The following is a 16,185-nucleotide window of genomic DNA, read 5'->3' as shown; positions in this document are numbered from 1 at the left end:
GTCCGGTAGCGAAAGGAGCCCGGCGCCGATGCTCACCGAGACCTTGTCCGCCGCGGAGCGAACCGTAATCGACACTGTGCCAACGGGTTTATATATCGACGGCCAGTGGTGCGAGACGAACGCCGAGCTGCCCGTATTGGATCCGGCCACAGGCCAGCCGCTCTGCGCGGTCGCCGACGCGAGCCCGCAGGACGGACTCGACGCGTTGGCCGCGGCGCACGCGGCCCAGCCGGGTTGGGCAGCGACCCCGCCCAGGGAACGCGCCGATCTCCTGATGCGCGCGCACCACGCGCTACTCGACGACGCCGACCGTCTCGCGCTGATCATGACGCTGGAGATGGGCAAGCCACTGGCCGAGGCACGCGGCGAAATCGCTTATGCGGCAGAGTTTTTCCGCTGGTTCGCCGAAGAGGCCGTCCGTCTCGACGGCGGCTACATGCCCGCGCCCGCAGGCGGTTCGCGGTTCCTGGTGACCAAGCAGCCGGTGGGACCGAGCCTGCTGATCACGCCGTGGAACTTCCCGATGGCCATGGGCGCTCGCAAGATCGCGCCCGCGCTGGCCGCCGGATGCACCAGCGTGGTGAAACCCGCTGAGCAGACACCCTTGTCGATGCTCGCGCTCGCCGACCTGCTCGACCGGGCCGGACTGCCGCACGGCGTCGTCAACGTGCTCACCACCGCCGACCCCGGCGCGCTGATGACGCCGCTCATCCTGGATACCCGCTCCCGGAAGCTGTCGTTCACCGGCTCCACCGCGGTCGGCAAGCGGCTGCTCGAACAGTGCGCGCAGACGGTGATGCGCACCTCGATGGAGCTCGGCGGCAACGCGGCCTTCATCGTGTTCGACGACGCGGACCTGGACGAGGCCGTCGAGGGTGCGATCGCGGCGAAGATGCGCAACATCGGGCAGGCCTGCACCGCCGCGAACCGAATCTTCGTGCAGCGCGGCATCATCGAGAAGTTCGCGAACCGGCTCGCCGCTCGGATGGCCGCCTTGCCGATGGGCCGGGGCACCGAGCCCGGGGTCGTCGTTGGTCCGCTCATCGACGCCGACGCGGTGACCAAGGTGACCGAACTGGTCGCCGACGCCTGCCGCCGCGGCGCGCAGGTGCTGACCGGCGGCACCGCGATCGAGGGCCCGGGCAACTTCTATCCCGCGACCGTGCTGACCGGCGTGCCCGACGACGCGCAGATGTGCCACACCGAGATCTTCGGTCCGATCGCGTCGATCGCCGTCTTCGACACCGAGGACGAGGTCGTCGCGCGCGCCAACAACACACCGTATGGGCTGGTCGGCTACGTTTTCACCGAGCATCTCCGTCGCGGGCTGCGGGTGTGCGAGGCGTTGGAAACCGGCATGGTCGGCCTCAACCAGGGCGTCGTGTCCAACCCCGCCGCGCCCTTCGGCGGCGTCAAAGAGTCCGGGCTCGGCCGTGAAGGTGGTTCGATCGGTATCGACGAGTTCTTCGAGACCAAGTACATCGGAGTGCGCCTGTGACGGACCGTAGCTACCGCATCGCGACCATTCCCGGCGACGGCATCGGCGTCGATGTCACCGCGGCGGCGGTCACGGTGCTCGACACCGTGCTGCCCGGGATCGAGTGGACCGAATTCGATTGGTCCTGCGCGAACTACCTGCGCACCGGCCAGATGATGCCGCCGGACGGGCCCGAGCTGCTGGCCGGGTTCGATGCGATCCTGCTCGGCGCAGTCGGCTTTCCCGGTGTGCCGGACCATGTTTCGCTGTGGGGGCTGCTGATTCCGTTGCGGCGGGCCTTCAGTCAGTACGTCAACCTGCGTCCGGTGCGGTTGTTGCCGGGCACCGAGTCGGCACTGCGCGACCGGACCGCCGAGGACCTCGACATCCTCATCGTGCGGGAGAACTCCGAAGGTGAGTACTCCGAGATCGGCGGCAAGCACAATCCCGGCCGCGCCGACGAATTCGTGCTCCAGGAGTCGGTTTTCACCCGGGTCGGTTGCGAACGGATCATCCGGTACGCGTTCGAGCGGGCTCGCGAACGCGGTGGCCGACTGTGTTCGGCCACCAAGTCGAACGGCCTCATCCACTCGATGCCGTACTGGGACAGCGTGTTCGACCGAATCGCTGTCGAGTACCCCGACGTGCAGACCCGGCAGATGCACGTCGACGCGCTCGCCGCGGAGATCGTGCTGCACCCGGACCGCCTGGACGTGATCGTCGGCTCGAACCTGTTCGGCGACATCCTTTCCGATCTCGCCGCCGCGGTGACCGGCGGACTCGGGCTGGCGCCGTCGGGCAACATCAACCCCGAGGGCACCGCGCCGTCGATGTTCGAGGCGGTACACGGCAGCGCACCCGATATCGCCGGACAGGGCATCGCCGATCCGGTCGCGCAGATTCTCGCGGGTGCGATGCTGCTCGACCACCTCGGCGAACACACCGCGGCCGCGGCGGTGGACCGTGCCGTCTGCGACGTACTCGGCGCAGGCCAGGTGCGCACCCCGGACCTGGGTGGCACCGCGACGACTACCGACCTCGCCGCAGCCATCGCAAGCCGCGCAGCCGAATTGGTCGGCGCGGTAGGCGCCGAATCGCGCTGACGCGAGCCGCATGGCCGGTCGGTGCGCCGCACTCTCGAGCGATGAGCCGCCTGATCACGCGGTGAGTCGAATGGTCAGGCGAGGCGCCGCACCGTCAGTCGGTGAGCCCCGCACCGTCAGCGGGATCGCCGCACCCTCAGGTGGTGAGCCAGATCGCTTCCGCTGCGGGACTCCCCAGGTCGGTGGGTGTTTCGGCGGTGCCGATGCGAATCGCGATGGTGCCAGCGAAATCTCGCCGTTCCACGACCGTGATGGCGGTATCCAAGGCAATGCCGACCGAGTCGAAGTAGCGCAGCATGTCCGGGTCCGAGTCGGAGATCCGGGCGACCCGGCCGGACTCGCCTGCGCTGAAGTCGCTGAGCTGGCGCGCCGGTGGGGTCGGCACCGCACCGTCGACCGAGGGGATCGGGTCGCCGTGCGGATCCCGGTCGGGGTAGCCGAGTTTGGCGTCGATCCGGGCCATCAGCAGTTCGGAGACCGCGTGCTCGAGCACCTCGGCCTCGTCGTGCACCTCGTCCCAGCCGTAGCCGAGCTCGTTGACCAGGAACGTCTCGATCAGCCGATGCCTGCGCACCATCGCGATCGCGGCCAGGCGGCCACCCTCGGTGAGCGTGATCGATCCGTAGCGCGCATGCTCGACCAGTCCTTGGTCGGCGAGCTTGCGCACGGCCTCGGAGACGGTGGACGCGGACACCCCGATGCGCTCGGCGAGCAGCTTGGTCGACACCTTCTCCTGCGACCACTCCTGTGCGGTCCAGATCACCTTGAGATAGTCCTGGGCAACCGAGGAGAGCACCGGTGCGATCGTCGCGGTGCCGCCGGTGGCTTGTCTCGGCGCGGTAGCGTCGGCTAGCTCACGGCGGGTGGCGATATCTCGTTTACCGGGCACATACTCGAGCTTAAGCACATGCCTCCCGAATGACACAGCTCGCCGCACAGTGAAACCGGGGATTCACCGCTCGTACACAACACCGGAAGCGTCGCGTGACATCGCAGGCTTCGGTCGAACCCCGTTCAGCTGCGCGATATAAGCTGCCGACTGTGCAGAGATGGCGAGGGCTGGACGACGTTCCCGCGGACTGGGGCCGGTGCGTACTCACGATCGGCGTGTTCGACGGTGTGCACCGTGGACACGCGCAGCTGATCAGCAGAGCGGTGAAATCGGCCGCCGCGCGCGGGGTCCCCGCGGTGCTGATGACCTTCGACCCGCACCCGATGGAAGTGGTGCGGCCCGGCTCGCATCCGGCGCAGCTCACCACGCTGACCCGTCGTGCGGAATTGGCCGAGGAACTGGGCATCGACGTGTTCTGCGTGATGCCTTTCACACAGGCTTTCATGAAGCTGACCCCGGCGCGCTACGTGCACGATCTGCTGGTCGAGCGGCTGCATGTGGTCGAGGTCGTGGTCGGCGACAACTTCACCTTCGGCAAGAAGGCCGCGGGCACCATCGACACCATGCGTGAGCTCGGCGGTCGCTGGGGCTTCGAGGTCGACGGCGTGAAGCTGCTCGGCGAACACGCGGTCACCTTCTCCTCCACCTACATTCGGGCCTGCGTCGACGCGGGCGACATGGCCGCCGCGGCCGAGGCGCTCGGCCGCCCGCATCGGGTCGAGGGCGTGGTGGTGCACGGCGACGGCCGCGGCCGTCAGCTCGGCTTCCCGACCGCGAACGTCGCGCCGCCGATGCACGCCGCGATCCCGGCCGACGGCGTGTACGCCGGCTGGTTCACCGTGCTCGGCCCCGGCCCGACCATCGGCACCGTCACACCGGGCGAGCGGGCGATGGCCGCCATCTCGGTCGGCACCAACCCCACCTTCTCCGGCCGCGCCCGCACCGTCGAGGCGTATGTGCTCGACGGCGAGGCCGACCTCTACGGCCAGCACGTCGCGGTCGATTTCGTCGACCACGTGCGCGGTCAGCGCAAGTTCGATTCGGTCGACGAACTCATCGAGCACATGGGTCGTGACGTGGAGAACGCGCGCAAGATCCTTGCCGCTGTGGATGACCGGTAATCCACGCCGGACCGGCCGTGGAATTCGATAACCCCCGGCCGATTCGGTCCGCCGAATTCGATCCGGTAAGGTAGATCCTCGGGTTTGCTGCGGTCCGCGGTGGCACCCGAACCGGGTAACCGGAAACTCGAGCGCGGTACTGAAATAGAGAGTGGATGCCTCATGGCCCTGACCACCGAACAGAAGTCGGCGATTCTCAAGGAATACGGCCTGCACGAGAAGGACACCGGCTCGCCGGAGGCCCAGATCGCGATGCTGTCCAAGCGCATCTCCGACCTCACCGAGCACCTGAAGGTGCACAAGCATGACCACCACACCCGGCACGGCCTGCTCGCGCTGATCGGTCGTCGTCGTCGGCTGTCGAAGTACCTGGCCGCCAACGACATCCAGCGTTACCGTTCGCTGATCGAGCGTCTCGGCCTGCGCCGCTGATTGCTGCACACACCGGTTACCCGAGGTAGCCGGAGACCGGCCAACGGGGAGACGTACAATCTCCCCGTTGGCTATTCGTGTATGCGGGCCGCCGTCTTTGCGTGCGCCCGGAAATACGACGACATTGCACAGCCGTAAGCACCCGCCTGCGTGGCGTCGGTCTTCGGTAGTGGCCTCCCGGCAGGGCAAACACCGCCGGCGGGCTTCGATCGATGACCGCCTCCGCGTCGCCGTGATCCAAGGGGATTCGGCCGGGTGCTCGTGCCGCAGCCAGGATGGTTGCCGCGCGTCCGTACCAGGTACGGCTGACGAAGAGCCGGATCGCGCCAGATGGCGCTTGATCCGGCGAAGACGAGAGGTTGAGAGAAGAGAATGACCGAAACAACTGAACGCAAGTCCTCGGCCGTAGAGGTCGAGCCCGGTGTGTTCGAATCCGTCGCGCTGATCGACAACGGCAGCTACGGCACCCGCACGGTCCGCTTCGAGACCGGCCGCCTGGCCCGTCAGGCCGCGGGCGCGGTTGTGGCCTACCTGGACGACGAGACCATGCTGCTGTCCGCCACCACCGCGGGCAAGCACCCGAAAGACCAGTTCGACTTCTTCCCGCTGACGGTCGATGTCGAAGAGCGCATGTACGCCGCCGGCCGCATCCCCGGCTCGTTCTTCCGTCGCGAGGGACGCCCGTCCACCGACGCGATCCTGACCTGCCGCCTGATCGACCGCCCGCTGCGCCCGTCGTTCGTCGACGGCCTGCGCAACGAGATCCAGGTCGTCGTCACGATCATGAGTCTGGATCCCAACGACCTGTACGACGTGGTGGCGATCAACGCCGCGTCGGCATCCACCCAGATCTCCGGTCTGCCGTTCTCCGGCCCGGTCGGCGGTGTGCGTGTCGCGCTGATCGAAGGCCAGTGGGTCGCGTTCCCGACCGTGGAGCAGCTCGAGGGCGCCGTGTTCGACATGGTTGTCGCGGGCCGCGTTGTCGAGTCCGGTGACGTCGCGATCATGATGGTCGAGGCCGAGGCCACCGTGAAGGTCATCTCGCTGATCGAGGGTGGCGCGCAGGCACCGACCGAGGCCGTGGTGGCCGAGGGCCTGGAGGCTGCCAAGCCGTTCATCGCGCGTCTGTGCAAGGCGCAGCAGGATCTGGCCGAGCTGGCTGCCAAGCCGGTCGCCGAGTTCCCGCTGTTCCCGCCGTACCAGGCCGATGTCTACGAAGCTGTCGAGGGCACCGCCAAGCGTGAGCTGGGCGAGGCGCTGTCGATCGCCGACAAGCAGGAGCGCGAAGCGAAGATCGATGAGATCAAGCTCGACGTGCTTTCCCGGCTCGGCGACGACTTCGTCGGCCGCGAGAAGGAGCTCGGCGCCGCGTTCCGCTCGGTCACCAAGAAGCTGGTGCGCCAGCGCATCCTGACCGACGGCTTCCGCATCGACGGCCGCGGTCTGGCAGACATCCGTGCGCTGTCCGCCGAGGTCGCCGTGATCCCGCGGACACACGGTTCCGCGCTGTTCGAGCGTGGCGAGACCCAGATCCTGGGCGTCACCACCCTCGACATGGTGAAGATGGCCCAGCAGGTCGACTCGCTCGGCCCGGAGACCAGCAAGCGCTACATGCACCACTACAACTTCCCGCCGTACTCGACCGGTGAGACCGGCCGCGTCGGCTCGCCGAAGCGTCGCGAGATCGGCCACGGCGCGCTCGCCGAGCGGGCCCTGATGCCGGTGCTGCCGAGCCAGGAAGAGTTCCCGTACGCCATCCGTCAGGTGTCGGAGGCGTTGTCCTCCAACGGTTCCACCTCGATGGGTTCGGTCTGCGCCTCGACCCTGTCGCTGCTGAACGCCGGTGTGCCGCTGAAGGCGCCGGTCGCCGGTATCGCGATGGGCCTGGTGTCCGACACGATCAAGAACGACAAGGGTGAGGACGAGGTGCGCTACGTCGCCCTCACCGACATCCTCGGCGCCGAAGATGCCTTCGGCGACATGGACTTCAAGGTCGCGGGCACCCGCGAGTTCGTCACCGCGCTGCAGCTCGACACCAAGCTGGACGGCATCCCCTCGCAGGTGCTCGCCGGTGCGCTCAGCCAGGCGCACGACGCCCGCACCGCCATCCTGGAGGTCATGGCCGAGGCCATCGACACCCCGGACGAGATGAGCCAGTACGCGCCGCGCGTCACCGCGATCAAGATCCCGGTCGACAAGATCGGCGAGGTGATCGGGCCCAAGGGCAAGGTGATCAACCAGATCACCGAGGAGACCGGCGCCAACATCTCGATCGAGGATGACGGCACGGTCTACGTCGGTGCGACCAACGGACCTGCGGCGCAGGCGGCGATCGACATGATCAACGCCATCGCGAACCCGCAGCTGCCGAAGGTCGGCGAGCGCTTCCTGGGCACGGTCGTCAAGACCACCGCCTTCGGCGCGTTCGTCTCGCTGCTGCCCGGCCGCGACGGCCTGGTGCACATCTCCAAGCTCGGCAACGGCAAGCGCGTCGCCAAGGTCGAAGATGTGGTGAACGTCGGCGACAAGCTGCGCGTCGAAATCGCCGATATCGACAACCGCGGCAAGATTTCGCTGGTCCCGGTCGAGGAGAACGCCGAAGAGCCGGCCGAAGCCGAGACCGTTGATGCGGGCGCGGCAGCGACCGAGTAGTACTTGTCTTTGTGACGACGAAGAAGACGACAGCCCCTCTGCTCCGACGCGAGCAGGGGGGTTCGTCTCTGGAGCTGCGAGCCAACATGACCGATCCAGGCGTACAGCGCACCGTGCTACCCGGCGGACTGCGCGTGGTGACCGAACACGTCCCCGGCGTGCGCTCGGCATCCATCGGCGTATGGGTGGGTGTCGGTTCGCGCGACGAGGGCCCCACCGTCGCCGGTGCGGCCCACTTCCTCGAACACCTGCTGTTCAAGGCGACACCGACGCGAACCGCGTTGGACATCGCGCAGGCGATGGACGCCGTCGGCGGCGAGCTCAACGCGTTCACCGCGAAGGAGCAGACCTGCTACTACGCGCACGTGCTCGACGAGGACCTGCCGCTGGCCGTGGACATGGTCTCCGACGTGGTGCTCAACGGGCTGTGCCGGGCCGAGGACGTCGACGTGGAACGGCAGGTGGTGCTCGAAGAGATCGCCATGCGCGACGACGACCCGGAGGACCTGGTCGGCGACGCGTTCCTGTCCGCCCTGTTCGGTGACCACCCGATCGGGCGGCCGGTGATCGGCTCCATCGAATCCATCGAGTCGATGCACGCCGCACAGCTGCGCGGCTTCCACCTGCGCCGCTACCGGCCGGACCGGATGGTCATCGCGGTCGCGGGCAATGTCGAACACGACCACACGGTGGAGCTGGTGCACCGCGCGTTCGAGAATCGACTCGACCCGACCGCCACCCCCGCTAAGCGCCGGGAGGGCAAGTTCCGGCCTGCCAGCGATCCCGAACTGCACTGGAGCCACCGCGACAGCGAACAGGCGCACCTGGCGTTCGGCGTGCGCGCCTTCGGGCGGCACGAGGGGGAGCGGCGCTGGCCGCTCTCGGTGCTCAACACCGTGGTCGGTGGCGGACTGAGTTCCCGTCTGTTCCAACGGATTCGGGAAGAACGCGGGCTCGCGTACTCGGTGTACTCCAGCGTGGACACCTTCGCCGATACCGGCGCGTTCTCGGTGTACATCGGCTGCCAGCCCGAAAACCTCGGCAAGGTAGCCACGCTGGCGCGTGCGGTGCTCGAAGAGGTTGCGGCCAACGGCATTACGGATGCCGAATGTGCGCGTGCCAAGGGATCGCTGCGCGGTGGACTCGTGCTCGGGTTGGAGGATTCCGCCTCCCGGATGAACCGCATCGGGCGGAGCGAGCTCAGCTACGGCAACCACCGCAGTGTGTCGGAGACGTTGGCGCGCATCGACGCGGTCACTACCAACGAGGTCTCCGCCATTGCGAACACCCTGCTGTCGCGTCCGTTCGCGGCGTCGATTGCCGGGCCGTACAAGCGAACTCGCGAACTGCCCGCCGCGGTGCGTCGGTTGGTCGAGGGCTAGCGCGTCAGTTCGCGGCGCTGACGTTCGCGGGCGCGTACAGCGTCACGGTCGCGGACTTGCCTTTCAGCGCGATCTCCGGCCGCGCGATCAGGTCGTTGTGCTCGGCGCGCAGTAACCGGCGGGTCTGCTCGCTGAGCAGCACGGTGTCGCCGGTCTGCCGGGTCGCCGCCTCGACGCGGGCCGCGACGTTGATCGCGTCACCGATCACGCTGTAGTCGAATCGTCCTGCGCCGCCGATGTTTCCGGCGATCACCTGACCGGAGTTCAAGCCGATCCCGATCGCCAGTTCCTGCTCGGGCGCGTTCCGCACGGCCGCCGCGACATCGAGCGCTGCGGCGAAGGCTCGGTCGGCGTGATCGGGGCGGGGCAGCGGCGCGCCGAACACGGCGAGCAGCCCGTCGCCGACGAACCGTTGCCGATTCGTGCGGCCGCGACGCTCAGGTGCGCGATCGGCGCGGTCACCGAGTTGGCCAGCAGCAGCATCGGCAAACTGGTGATGGTGGCCGCGGCCAGCATGGACGCCCCGATCCCGACCACGATGGTCATGATGGTGTGCGGACCGACCAGGCCGGCGACGACGGTACCCGCGATAACCACCGGCCCGGGCACCGCGAGCAACAGACGCCGGTTCAGTGTGAACCGCAGAGCCGGAGCGATTTCGCTGTTCGGAAGTTCGGCGCTGATCTCGGCCAGCAGCGGGCGAATCAGCAGTTCGGTGAGGTAGAAGCGCAACGACAGCCAGTACAGCCACGCCAATATCGATGACGGAAAAAACAGCAGAAACGACTGCGGCTCCAGACCGACCAGCCGGACGCCGAGGCTGTTCCACACCACGATGAGCGCGATAACCAGTGGGTAGGTGCGCTTCTGGCGCAGCGGTGCCAACGGTAGGTCCGCGACCGCCGGCCACGCGGCGGCGGCATGCTCCTGGGCATGGGTGCGCGACCAAGTATCGAGGACACGCAGTCGGGCGCGCGTCGGGCCGATCCATAGCAGCGCGTCACTGGCGTAGACGATGAGTGACGCGGCCGCGATGACACACAGTGTGTGGAACGGCATCGGGACATACAAGATTGTCAAGAGTGCGCTGCTGATGCCGACGAGGCAGCCGAGGACCGGCAGTAGCCGCAGTGCCCGGGTGACGAATGCGACATCGTTGGTGTGCGCCACCGCTCGATGATGCGCTACCGATTCCCGGTTTCGGCGGACGCGCGCAACCGGCGGCGGGTGAGCCGAGCGTCTCAGGTGTCGCTGGCGCGATTGGCGTTGTCGACCACCGAGGCAAGCAAGCCGGGAAGGGCGGTTTCGACGTCCGCTGTGCGCAGGCGCTGCCAGATCTGGCCGTCCACGATCACCCGCTCGATCACGCCTGCCTCGCGCAGGATCTTGAAGTGATGCGTCGCGGTCGACTTGTTGATCACCTCGTAGAGCTCGTTGCAGCGCACCGCGGTGCCCGCGTTGCTCAGGCGGCGCACCATCTCCAGGCGGATGGGGTCCTGGATCGCGCCGAGCACGGTGGACAGCGGGGCCACCGGCGGGGCATCGGCCACCGCCTCCTTAGCTTCGGTCATGATCTACCTCACTTCGGGGTTTGATGATCGTCATACTAACTGTACTGTCGTACGAGGTTCGATCATTATCAAACTTACCTGATCGGAGTTCCGATGGCAGCGACGACGGCGGTACCCGCCGCTGACGAGCAGACATCACAACGTTGGGCCTACGGGCTGGTTTTGGCCGCGGGTGGGGTCGCGCTCGGCGTATCCGGAGTGCCTGCCCCGCTGTACGGCATGTATCAGAAGGAATGGCACTTCTCGCCGCTGACCACGACTTTCGTGTTCGCGGTTTACGCGTTCGCGGCCTTGGGCGCGGTGCTGGTGTCCGGCAAGATCTCCGATGTGGTCGGCCGCAAGCCGGTGTTGCTCGGCGCGTTCGTGACGATGATCGCGGGGCTGGCGGTTTTCCTGCTGGCCGATAACGTCGCGATGCTGTTGGTGGCGCGCGCGTTGCACGGTTTCGCGGTCGGCGCGACGGTGGTCGCCGGTGCGGCGGCGCTGCTGGATCTGCGACCCAAGCACGGCGCGCGATCCGGTCAGCTCACCGGTGTGGCGTTCAATGTCGGTATGGCCGTGGCGATTCTGGGCTCGGCCCTGCTCGCGCAGTACGCGCCGCATCCGCTGCGCACGCCGTACGTCGTCATCACCGTGGTGTGCCTGCTCATCGGCATCGGCGTGATCGCGCTGGAGGAACCACACACCGGTCGCATCGCCGGACGCATCCGGATCGCGAAACCTTCTGTGCCGCCGGAGATTCGCGGCGACTTTTGGTTCTCCGCGCTCGGCGTGATGGCCGCCTGGTCGGTGCTCGGCGTGCTGCTGTCGCTGTACCCGTCGCTGGCTTCGGCCGAAACCGGCATCCACAACCTGGTTTTCGGCGGCGCGGTGGTTGCCTCGACCGCGCTGGCGGGCGCTACCTCGCAACTGTTCGCGACCAAGATTCCGGCCCGTCGCGCGGCCATCGGCGGCGACACCGGCATGGCGGTGGCGCTGTTGCTCACCGTGCCCGCGTTGCACACCGGCAACTGGGTCGTGGTGTTGCTGGCCGGTGTATTGCTCGGTGCCACTTTCGGTCTCGGCTTCGGCGGCTCGCTGCGCCACCTGTCCGAGGTTGTGCCGCAACACAAGCGGGGCGAGACCATGTCGGCGTACTACCTGCTGGCCTACACGGCCATGGCGCTGCCGACCATTCTTGCCGGTTGGGCCGCCACCATCTGGGGTCTGAGCACGGTGTTCCCCTGGTTCGTCGTGGTCGTCTCGCTGGCCTGCCTGACCGCCGCCGGACTCGGTCTGCGCCGCACCAAGACGGCCGTCGAGTTGGCCGCATGATCACGGATTGGCATTTTCCGCCGTCGATCAGCTAAAGTTCCATCTCGCATCCCGGAGTCACCCGGGGTGCGAACGCGGATGTAGCGCAGTGGTAGCGCATCACCTTGCCAAGGTGAGGGTCGCGGGTTCAAATCCCGTCATCCGCTCTCATAGCAGCCCGATCCGAATACGTGAGACGGGCTTGAAACTGGTTTGAGACGGGCCGTTCCTACCGTCTTCCCCATGCAGAGAACGATTATCGGCCGCCTCGCGGTGGCCGCCGCGGCCGTCGCCGCGACCATCACCGGAGCGGCGGGCGTTGCCCACGCTGACACATTCTGGTTCTACGCCGGAGACTACTACGGCGCCCCGGGTACACCGCATGATGTCTTGTGCCAGATGACAATTCAGTAAGCGGAATGCTATCCCAACTCGACTCAGTGCGCGGCTGCGGGCGTGAAATCAGGGTCGGAGATCCGCCGGGTGTTGGTCACCAGGATGTCGGTGGTTCGGTCGATCCAGTCGCTGATCGCCTCTAGTTCCGCGGGGGAGTACCGGGTCATCAGTTCGGCCATCTCCGTGCCGAACGGGACGAAGACCGCGGCCAGCAGCGCGTCGACGCGCTCGTTGGGTATGAGTTCCACGAGGACCTTGCGGCGGTCGTGCGGGTCCCGGGTGCGCTTCGCGTAACCGGCTTTCTCCAGCCGGTCCACCAGGCCGGTGACCGCGCCGGTGGTCAGGCCGGTGTGTTCGGCGATGGTGCCCGCGGGTACCGGGCCGAGGATGCGCAGGGTGTCCATGCACTTGCGCTCGACCGCGCTGAGGCCGAGGAGCTTGCCGGTCGCGGCGTGGAAGTTCACCATGGCCGACGCGAATTCGCGGCCGAGGAGGGTCGGGTCTGCGGGCACCTCTTGCGTCATGCCTTGAATATACCTTAGCTTCTCATTATCTTAGTTGCTAAGAGTTTTATCTACTGAGGTAAATCGAGGGAACGGGGTGAGCTTCCATGCACGGCACGAGCGATAAGCGGAAGAAGGCCGGGTGGTTGGCCATGATGGTCGCGAATACGGCCATCGATCTGGTCCTGCCCACGGTGGTTTTCGCGCTGCTCGCGCCGACCGGGTTGCCCGCGGCGATACGGCTGTCGCTCGCTGGGGCGCTGTTGGCTGCCAAGGCCGTCGGCGGTGGCATGCAGACCGGTGAATTCCGTTGGCGGCTGGCCGTTGCCTTGGCCGTCGCGTCTACCGCGGCGCTCCTCGGGTGCTACTTCGGTGGGCTGGGGGATACGGCCAGCATGGTGGCGGGTGCGGTTGTCGCCGGGCTGATCGTCATCGGTGACTTACTGCGAACCCGGCTGCGGCGCAACGACACACACCCGATCGATCGGTTCGCGGTGTTGGTGCTCGCCGAAGTCGTGGCCGGTGTGGTGCTGACCTCGATCAGTGGCGATGCGCGTTTCGTGCTGGCGCGGAGTTCGTTGTACATCGCCGTCGGTGGGATCGTTGTGCTCGCAACGACGTGGACCGAGCACCCGTTCATGCGCGATGCGCTGAAACCAGTTGCCGCGAAGGGTGATCCGTTGCGAGCCGAAGGATTCGATCGAACCTGGTCGGAGTCGGCACGGTTCCGGACGATCTACCGGTTCGTCACCGCGACGTTGGGTGTGGTGTTGCTGGTGGACGCGGTGTTGCGCGTCGTCGTGATCTACAGCTACTCGCCGGACGAGGCCGGGGAGTCGTCGTTGCTGTCCGGCCTGCCGCTGATCGTGCTGGTCGGGTTGTGGCTCTTCGTCAATCGCACCTTCGTGGTACCGCGGGCCGAACGGCTGCTCGATCTGGAAATGGCTCAGGCGCAGCGGATTCCGGCTGCCAAGCTCAGCGCAGGGTGATCGGGCGCGGCACTCCGGCGGGCGGGGTTGCGGTGTGCACAACTGCGGGCACCCGCAGTGCTCCGTCCTCGAAAGCCGCACGGATTCGGTCGATTTCGGTTGCCGGGTCGCGGAGCAGCTCGCTCAATGCGTCCATCTCGGTCATCGTTCGGGCATCGACCTGGGCGGAGAGGTCGAGCGGTCCCCAGATGTCCCAGAGGATCATCTCGTGCTTGTTCAGTGCGGCGAGGTCGAGCACGAGATTGTGCCGCAGTTGCGGCCAGCTGCGCAGGAACGGTGCGGGTTGCTCGGGGGAGACGACGAAGCGGTCCGGGTTCGCCTCGCCACTGCGGCAAGCGGCCCAGGCGTCCGCGCCGACGAGGAACCGGTCCCGCGGCATGTCGAGCACGTCCAGCAGCCTGCCGTCGGTGGGGTCCCGGTAGCCGGGCGCGAACTGCGGGTCGATGAGTCGCCAGCGCCCCTGGTCGGCGTCCCAGACCTCGGCGATCGTGTGGTCCGCCGCCCAGCCCGGCATCAAGTAACTGGCGAAGCCGGTGCGGCTGCGGGCCGGAATCCCGTGGTGGCGAGCCATGGCGACGAACAACAGCGTGAAGTCCCGGCAGCACCCGACCACCCGCTCGGTCGGCGCGCGTTCCGCATCGAGCGGTGCTGGGTTCAGCTCGAAGAGCCTGGCGAAGATGTCCTCGGCATAGCGAAGATCGATCTCCGCGCGCCGCTGCGGGGCGAAGCCGTGCTCGGTGATGTCACCGTTGCCCCAGAAGTGGAACACCAACCCGGAGGCCGCCTCGCGAAGCGCTACTGGATCAGGATCGAGTGCGGCTACCCACGCCACCAGCGCACCGGGATCGGTGAACGTGCTCTGTGTCGTGTAGTAGCTGATATCGAGTTCGGTGCTGCTGCGCATGGACGTGGCCTTCCGGTCGAAACGGTGACCACCCACGTCTACGACCTGACACGGTGTCAGAGTCAACGATCAGTCGGCGAGCATCCCCGCGACCTCGCGCGCGCTACCCCAGGAGAGGCTGACGCCGAGCCCGTCGTGACCGTAGTTGTGCACCACCCTGGACTCGCCGATGCGCTCCTCGTCGAGCCTGGCTTCGGTGCGACCGGGGCGCAGGCCGACCTCGTGGCCGACCACCTCGGCGTCGGCGAGTTTCGGCTCGACGGCGATGCAGCGGCGCAGGATCTGTTCGGCCACTGCGGGATCCGGCTCCAGGCTCCACTGTCCGTGTTGCCGCACGCCGCCGAGGATCAGGCGATCGCCGTGCGGGAAGAAGCCCGCCCATTCGGTTTCGCCGCCGATCTGGACGTAGAAGTCGGTGATGCCGGGGTTGTGCACGATCACGTGCTGTCCGCGCACCGGTTGTACGGCGTTGTCGCCGGCGAGTTTGCCTGCCGCCACGCCCGTGCAGTTCACCACGACGGGGGCGGCGGCCGCGGCCTCGGCGAGATCACGCACCGTTCGCTGTTCGATCTCGACGTTGTGTGCCGCCAGGCGGTCGGTCAGGTAGCGCAGGTAGCGCGGCAGATCGATGAGCGGGGCCGTGCACCAGAAACCGAAGCGCATGCCGTCGGGTAGTTCGTCGGCGGCGCACATGTCCACGTCGACGAAATCGTGGATCCACGAGGGTGGTTCGGACCAGTCGCTCGAAACCTGAAGTCCGCGTTCGAAATGCAGGCCGGAGGCGGGATCGTCGGCCAGCGTGGTGAACTCGGTGAATGTCACCCGGCTCCACGCCGAATCCCTTGGCGTGGTGCCTGGTCCCCACAATCCGCTCGCCACGGCCGAGGTCGTTTCCGCAGGCAGTCGCTCCGCCCACAGCCGGACCCGATGACCTTCCTCCGCCAGGCAGACCGCGGTGGTCAATCCGATCACGCCCGCCCCGAGTACCAACACATCATTAGCCATATTCGGACGGTACTCACGAATCACGTTCTCCGGCTTGGAAAGAACGAATGGGCAAGCACCGAAGTCCGACACGCGAACGGCCGCACAGGTTGCCCGCCGTACGCGCGGCTGACCGGCCGCGCATGAATTGGTCCGCCGCGCATGAAGCAGCTAGCGATTTCGTGCGCGGTCCAGCAATTCGTGCGTAGGGGGGTTCGGGTGGGCGTCCGTCAGCGTGAACGTGGTCCTCTGCGGCGGACAGTTGCGATAGGCCACGACGATTTCCTGCCCGCCGGGGCCGCTGGCCCGCGATCCTGACAGCGCCGTCCCATCACGCCCGCTCCACCGGTGCCAGGACCTTAATGCCTGAATCTCTCTTTCGAGTGCACAGTACCGTTCATTTCGGATACGATCGACGGTGTAATGAACGATTTGAACGTGAGTTCTCTGCGCGGAAGACCGCTCGCGCCGATGTGGCGGCTCGCG

16 protein-coding genes and 1 tRNA gene are annotated in these 16,185 nt (G+C 67.1%); 10 read left to right on the top strand and 7 right to left on the bottom strand.

Annotated features, from left to right (window positions below):
* Positions 1 to 28: 28 nt before the first annotated feature.
* Positions 29 to 1,498: an NAD-dependent succinate-semialdehyde dehydrogenase gene (locus ACQPW1_RS35595; RefSeq protein WP_433656647.1), complete on the top strand. Its 1,470-nt coding sequence runs from the start codon at positions 29 to 31 to the stop codon at positions 1,496 to 1,498.
* The gene (locus ACQPW1_RS35590) at positions 1,495 to 2,580 is read left to right on the top strand and encodes a tartrate dehydrogenase (protein ID WP_433656646.1); all 1,086 of its coding nucleotides are present in this window, start codon (positions 1,495 to 1,497) and stop codon (positions 2,578 to 2,580) included. The genes ACQPW1_RS35595 and ACQPW1_RS35590 overlap by 4 nt, the downstream gene beginning before the upstream one ends.
* 136 nt (positions 2,581 to 2,716) lie before the next feature.
* On the opposite strand, the gene ACQPW1_RS35585 is transcribed toward ACQPW1_RS35590, so the two are convergent.
* A complete protein-coding gene (locus tag ACQPW1_RS35585) occupies positions 2,717 to 3,385 on the bottom strand; it encodes a metal-dependent transcriptional regulator (protein ID WP_433665424.1) in 669 nt (222 codons plus the stop codon).
* A 236-nt stretch (positions 3,386 to 3,621) separates the two neighbouring features.
* Between ACQPW1_RS35585 and ACQPW1_RS35580 the strand changes: the two genes are divergently transcribed.
* From ACQPW1_RS35580 to ACQPW1_RS35565, 4 genes are all read left to right on the top strand, one after another.
* Positions 3,622 to 4,593, top strand: coding sequence for a bifunctional riboflavin kinase/FAD synthetase (locus ACQPW1_RS35580; RefSeq protein WP_433656644.1), 972 nt, complete (start codon positions 3,622 to 3,624; stop codon positions 4,591 to 4,593).
* A gap of 162 nt (positions 4,594 to 4,755) precedes the next feature.
* Complete coding sequence (gene rpsO / locus ACQPW1_RS35575; protein ID WP_194834828.1) at positions 4,756 to 5,025, top strand: 30S ribosomal protein S15; 270 nt, start codon at positions 4,756 to 4,758, stop codon at positions 5,023 to 5,025.
* 372 nt (positions 5,026 to 5,397) lie between these two features.
* On the top strand, positions 5,398 to 7,677 hold the full coding sequence (locus tag ACQPW1_RS35570; RefSeq protein WP_433656643.1) for a polyribonucleotide nucleotidyltransferase: 2,280 nt from the start codon (positions 5,398 to 5,400) through the stop codon (positions 7,675 to 7,677).
* 86 nt (positions 7,678 to 7,763) lie between these two features.
* Complete coding sequence (locus tag ACQPW1_RS35565) at positions 7,764 to 9,059, top strand: M16 family metallopeptidase (RefSeq protein WP_433656641.1); 1,296 nt, start codon at positions 7,764 to 7,766, stop codon at positions 9,057 to 9,059.
* A 4-nt stretch (positions 9,060 to 9,063) separates the two neighbouring features.
* Here the strand turns inward: ACQPW1_RS35565 and ACQPW1_RS35560 are convergent, their stop codons facing one another.
* The 3 genes from ACQPW1_RS35560 to ACQPW1_RS35550 form a co-directional block, all read right to left on the bottom strand.
* Entirely contained in the window at positions 9,064 to 9,429 is a 366-nt protein-coding gene (locus tag ACQPW1_RS35560; protein ID WP_433665423.1) for an adenylate/guanylate cyclase domain-containing protein, read from the bottom strand.
* Positions 9,324 to 10,229 carry a hypothetical protein gene (locus tag ACQPW1_RS35555; protein ID WP_433656640.1) on the bottom strand — a complete coding sequence of 302 codons (906 nt, stop codon included), beginning with the start codon at positions 10,227 to 10,229 and terminating at the stop codon, positions 9,324 to 9,326. Before ACQPW1_RS35555 ends, ACQPW1_RS35560 begins: the two co-directional genes overlap by 106 nt.
* 71 nt (positions 10,230 to 10,300) lie before the next feature.
* Positions 10,301 to 10,630, bottom strand: coding sequence for an ArsR/SmtB family transcription factor (locus ACQPW1_RS35550; protein WP_433656638.1), 330 nt, complete (start codon positions 10,628 to 10,630; stop codon positions 10,301 to 10,303).
* 93 nt (positions 10,631 to 10,723) lie between these two features.
* Between ACQPW1_RS35550 and ACQPW1_RS35545 the strand changes: the two genes are divergently transcribed.
* The 3 genes from ACQPW1_RS35545 (at position 10,724) to ACQPW1_RS35535 (ending at position 12,337) form a co-directional block, all read left to right on the top strand.
* Positions 10,724 to 11,944 (top strand): MFS transporter, encoded by a 1,221-nt coding sequence (locus ACQPW1_RS35545; protein WP_433656636.1) that lies wholly within the window; start codon positions 10,724 to 10,726, stop codon positions 11,942 to 11,944.
* Between the two features lie 74 nt (positions 11,945 to 12,018).
* A tRNA-Gly gene (locus tag ACQPW1_RS35540) sits at positions 12,019 to 12,090 on the top strand.
* A gap of 76 nt (positions 12,091 to 12,166) precedes the next feature.
* Positions 12,167 to 12,337, top strand: a complete 171-nt coding sequence (locus tag ACQPW1_RS35535) for a hypothetical protein (protein ID WP_433656634.1) — start codon at positions 12,167 to 12,169, stop codon at positions 12,335 to 12,337.
* A gap of 23 nt (positions 12,338 to 12,360) precedes the next feature.
* Here the strand turns inward: ACQPW1_RS35535 and ACQPW1_RS35530 are convergent, their stop codons facing one another.
* Entirely contained in the window at positions 12,361 to 12,843 is a 483-nt protein-coding gene (locus tag ACQPW1_RS35530) for a MarR family winged helix-turn-helix transcriptional regulator (protein WP_433656632.1), read from the bottom strand.
* An 86-nt stretch (positions 12,844 to 12,929) separates the two neighbouring features.
* Here ACQPW1_RS35530 and ACQPW1_RS35525 point away from each other — a divergent pair, with 86 nt between their 5' ends.
* On the top strand, positions 12,930 to 13,811 hold the full coding sequence (locus ACQPW1_RS35525; RefSeq protein WP_433656631.1) for a VC0807 family protein: 882 nt from the start codon (positions 12,930 to 12,932) through the stop codon (positions 13,809 to 13,811).
* Here the strand turns inward: ACQPW1_RS35525 and ACQPW1_RS35520 are convergent.
* Together ACQPW1_RS35520 and ACQPW1_RS35515 are read right to left on the bottom strand one after the other, a co-directional pair.
* The gene (locus ACQPW1_RS35520; RefSeq protein WP_433656629.1) at positions 13,798 to 14,715 is read right to left on the bottom strand and encodes a transglutaminase-like domain-containing protein; all 918 of its coding nucleotides are present in this window, start codon (positions 14,713 to 14,715) and stop codon (positions 13,798 to 13,800) included. The genes ACQPW1_RS35525 and ACQPW1_RS35520 overlap by 14 nt on opposite strands.
* Before the next feature lie 69 nt (positions 14,716 to 14,784).
* Positions 14,785 to 15,720: an FAD-dependent oxidoreductase gene (locus ACQPW1_RS35515; protein ID WP_433656627.1), complete on the bottom strand. Its 936-nt coding sequence runs from the start codon at positions 15,718 to 15,720 to the stop codon at positions 14,785 to 14,787.
* Between the last annotated feature and the right edge of the window lie 465 nt (positions 15,721 to 16,185).

Source organism: Nocardia sp. CA-128927, from assembly GCF_050955855.1.
Taxonomy (GTDB): Bacteria; Actinomycetota; Actinomycetes; order Mycobacteriales; family Mycobacteriaceae; genus Nocardia.
Note: the sequence above shows the minus strand (reverse complement) of the source record. Positions and strands in the feature narration are given on the sequence as shown.